Annotated in this window: 1 protein-coding gene and 1 pseudogene; one reads left to right on the top strand and one right to left on the bottom strand. The window is 70.7% G+C overall.

The window, feature by feature from the left end; genetic code table 11:
* A pseudogene (locus Tther_RS12730) lies at positions 1-916 on the bottom strand (indolepyruvate ferredoxin oxidoreductase family protein); the annotation flags it as partial.
* Between the two features lie 258 nt (positions 917-1,174).
* On the opposite strand from Tther_RS12730, the gene Tther_RS12725 reads away from it, so the two are divergent.
* Complete coding sequence (locus Tther_RS12725) at positions 1,175-3,820, top strand: bifunctional diguanylate cyclase/phosphodiesterase (protein WP_143904456.1); 2,646 nt, start codon at positions 1,175-1,177, stop codon at positions 3,818-3,820.
* Positions 3,821-3,936 lie beyond the last annotated feature (116 nt).

Genomic DNA, 3,936 nt, shown 5'->3' with positions numbered 1-3,936 from the left:
GGGCCTGGCGCAGGTCGTTGTAGGCCTTGCCGCTGGCGATGATGCCATAGCGGTCATTCGGCCCCTCCACCACGTTGTGGTTGAGCCGGTTGGCGCGCACGTAGGCCAGCGCGGCGTACCACTTGTAGTCCATCAGGCGCGCCTCTTGCTCCAGCGGCGCGTCCGGCCAGCGGATGTGCACCCCACCCGGCGGCATCTCGAAGTCCTCGGGCAGCACGATGCGCACGCGCTCGGGGTCGATGTCGACCGTGGCGCTGGACTCGACGATCTCCTGAATCGTCTTCATGCCGGTCCACACCCCGGCGTAGCGGCTCATCGCCCACGCGTGCAAGCCCAGGTCCAGGATCTCCTGCACGCTGGCCGGGAAAAACACCGGCAGCCCGCAGGCCTTGAAGATGTGGTCGCTTTGGTGCGCGGCGGTGGAGCTCTTGGCCACGTGGTCGTCACCGGCGACCGCGATCACCCCGCCCCAGGGGGTGGTGCCGGCCATGTTGGCGTGCTTGAAGACGTCGGAGCAGCGGTCCACGCCCGGCCCCTTGCCGTACCACAGGCCAAAAACCCCGTCGAACGTGGCGCTGCCCGGCGGCGCAAAGCCGAGCTGCTGCGTCCCCCAGACGGCGGTGGCGGCCAGCTCCTCGTTGACGCCGGGCTGAAACACGATGTCGTGCGCTTTGAGGTGCGCACGCGCCTTCCACAGCGCCTGGTCGTAGCCCCCCAGGGGCGAGCCGCGGTAGCCGCTGATGAAGCCGGCGGTGCGTTTGCCCAACAGGGCGTCGCGCTGCTGCTGCAGCATGGGCAGCCGCACCAGGGCGTGGATGCCGCTCATGAAGGCGCGGCCGCGCGCCAGGGTGTACTTGTCGTCGAGGGATACGGTGGTGAGCGCGCGCTGGACGTGCTCGGGCAAGGCAGCGGTCATGACAGGGGTCTCCTCGGATGGGAACGGGCCGGTAAGCCCACACACCGGGCGGTGGGCCTGCCGCACGTGCCCCAGCCCCGGGGTCGGGATCGCCGCCCCCAAGGCCTTTCGCCAACGACCGCCCGGTCACCCCCGCAGTGTAGGGCTTGCGCCGCCGCCGTTGGCCATATCCGGGGCCGTGCCAGGGCTTTTGGCGTGCCTTCTGCGGGTAATTCCCTACCGTTTCGGTGCTACAGTGCCCCCCAAAACACCCATTCCATGGACGTCGTTGCATCCTCCCCGCCGCCGGCGTGGCCCCGCGCGCTTGGGCGGTCGCTGACCATCGTGGTCGGCACGGCGCTGGCCTACGCCGTGGCCGGCTGGCTGGCCCTGCAGCTGCGGGTGCCGCCGGACTATGCGTTGGTGGTGTTCTTCCCGGCCGGCGTGGCCGCCGGTGCCGCGCTCACGCTCGGGTGGGCGGCGCTGCCCGGTGTGGCGCTGGGGGCGATCGCCGTCCAAATCCTGACCCACGATGCCGTGGGCGCGAGCTGGCAGCACTGGGGCATCTTGGCGCCAGCCGCGGGCGCCACCGCCATGGCCGGCGCAACCGCTTGGGGTATTCGGCGTGCCATCGGCTACCCCTCGGCCTTCGACGAGCCGGCGCAAGTCATCCGCCTGTTTTTCGTGATCGTGCCGCTGGGCGCGCTGCTCAACGCCAGCATCTCGGTGCCCACACTGGTGGCGCGCGGCATCATCCTGCCCGGCGACGCCTGGGGCCAATGGGCCAGCTGGTGGATCGGCGACGCCTTGGGCACGGTGCTGATCCTGCCCTTGGTGCTGGTGCTGCTGGGCGAGCCGCGCGCGGCCTGGGCCGCACGGCGCTGGAATCTGGCGCTGCCCCTGCTGCTGGCGCTGCTGCTGGGCGGCAGCGTGGTGCGCCTGTTGGCCGACGCCCAGACCCAACAACTGCGCCTGCGCGCCGAGCAGGCCGGCACCCAGGCCGCGCAGACCCTGCAGCGCCGGCTCGACGCCCAACTCGACGCGCTCGAAGCGATGGGCCAACTCCTGGCACGCGATCCGGCCATCGGGCAAGAGGCCTTCGAAGACGCCGCCGGCCTGTGGCTGCGCCGCTACCCCGGCACGCAAAACTTCACGTTCAATTGGCGCGTCACACGCGCCCAACGGCCCCACTACGAATGCTGCGACCCCGGATGGCCGATCCTCGGCCGCGATGCCGACGGGCGGCGCTTCCCCGCCCCCGACCGCGATGAGCACATGGTCATCACCCGCTTGGCGCCGCTGGAGACCAACATCGCCGCCCGTGGGCTGGATGTGATGAGTTATGCCCCGCTGCGCACAGCGGTCGAGCGCGCCATCGCCAGCGGACGGCCACAGGCCACCGAACCGTTTCGCCTCGTGCAGGAAACCGGGGTGCAACGCGGCATCGTCGTCTACCACGCGGTGCGCGCGCCCGCGCAGGCCCACACGGTGCTGGGCATCGTTTCGAGCGCCTTTCGCATGGGCGACGTCACCCAGGCCGCACTGGACGCACTGCCGCTGCAGCACCTGGCGCTGTGCCTGATCGACCTCGACGCCGCGCCCGGCAACCGCCGCCTGGCGGGCGCCGATGGCTGCGAGACCGCCGATGCACCGGCGGCGTTGCCGGTGCGCACCGACTGGCCGCTGCGCTTTGCCCAGCGGCACTGGCTGCTGCGTTTGCAACCCGGCGACGGCTTTTGGCGCCTGGTGGCGGCGGACGCGCGGCTGCACCTGAGCGCGAGCACCGGCTTTTTGGCCGTGGGCCTGCTGGCGGCCTTTCTGCTGGTGATTTCGGGGCAGCGGCGGCGCACCGAACAGCTGGTCCAGCAACGCACGCTCGAACTGGCGCGCAGCCATGCCAGCCTGATGCAGCTCGCGCATTTCGACGCGCTCACTGGGCTGGTCAACCGCAGCTTTTGGACCGAACAGGCCCACACCGTGCTGGCCACCGCCCGCGCCAGCGGCCAGGAGGTGGGCATCGTCTTTCTGGATCTGGACCGCTTCAAGCACATCAACGACAGCCTGGGGCATACCCAGGGGGACCGCCTGCTGCAGACCGTGGCCGCGCGGCTGCAGGGGTGCTTGCGCGCGCGCGACGTGCTCGGGCGTTTTGGCGGCGACGAGTTCGTCGTGCTGCTGCCGTGGATCAAGGGGCGCGAGGGCGCCGCGACCGTCGCGCGCAAGATCGCGCGCACGCTCGATGAGCCCATCACACTCCACGGCACCCAGGTGCGCGTGGGGGCCAGCCTGGGGGTTGCGGTGTTCCCGCACGACGGCGACACGGTGGACGCCTTGCTGCGCCAGGCCGATACCGCGATGTACGCTGCCAAAGCGGCGGGGCGCAACCAATGGCGCTTTTTCGAGCCCACCATGCACGCGCACGTGTCGCGGCGCCTGGCCATCGAGACCGCCCTGCGCCAGACCCTGGACGACCCCGCGCACAGCGGCCTGAGCCTGGTGTATCAACCGCAGGTCAGCGCCCAGGACCAGCGCGTGCTGGGACTGGAGGTGCTGCTGCGCTGGCAGCATCCGGCCCTGGGCCCCATCCCACCGGGCGAATTCATCGGCGTGGCCGAGGATGCCGGCATCATCGATCGGCTGGGGGCGTGGGTGTTGCAGACCGCGTGCCACCAGTTCGCGGCCTGGCATGCCGGGCCGCAGGCGCCCCTGCTGGCGGGGGTGCGGCTGGCCGTCAACTGCTCGCCGATCGAATTTGCCCGGCCGGGCTTCGTGGAACAGGTGCTGCAGGCGGTGGCGCCGCTGGGCCCGCTGGTGCGGCTGCTGGAGCTCGAAATCACCGAAAGCCTGCTCGTGCAGTCGGGCGCCGACGTGGCGCAGCGCATGCGCGCCCTCACCGAACGGGGCATCGGCCTAACAGGCCGTTGAAAAATCCCTCGCCACCCCCCGCGTCGGGCGGTACGATCTGAGGCCAACCGAGAACAACGCAGACGAGCACGATGAGAGGCAGTCAAGACTTCCAGGGGGCGATGTTCAGCTACATC

The sequence above is a fragment of the Tepidimonas thermarum genome (assembly GCF_007556705.1).
Lineage (GTDB): Bacteria > Pseudomonadota > Gammaproteobacteria > Burkholderiales > Burkholderiaceae_C > Tepidimonas > Tepidimonas thermarum.
The sequence above is the reverse complement of the archived record's forward strand: the minus strand, read 5'-3'. Positions and strand labels throughout refer to the sequence as shown.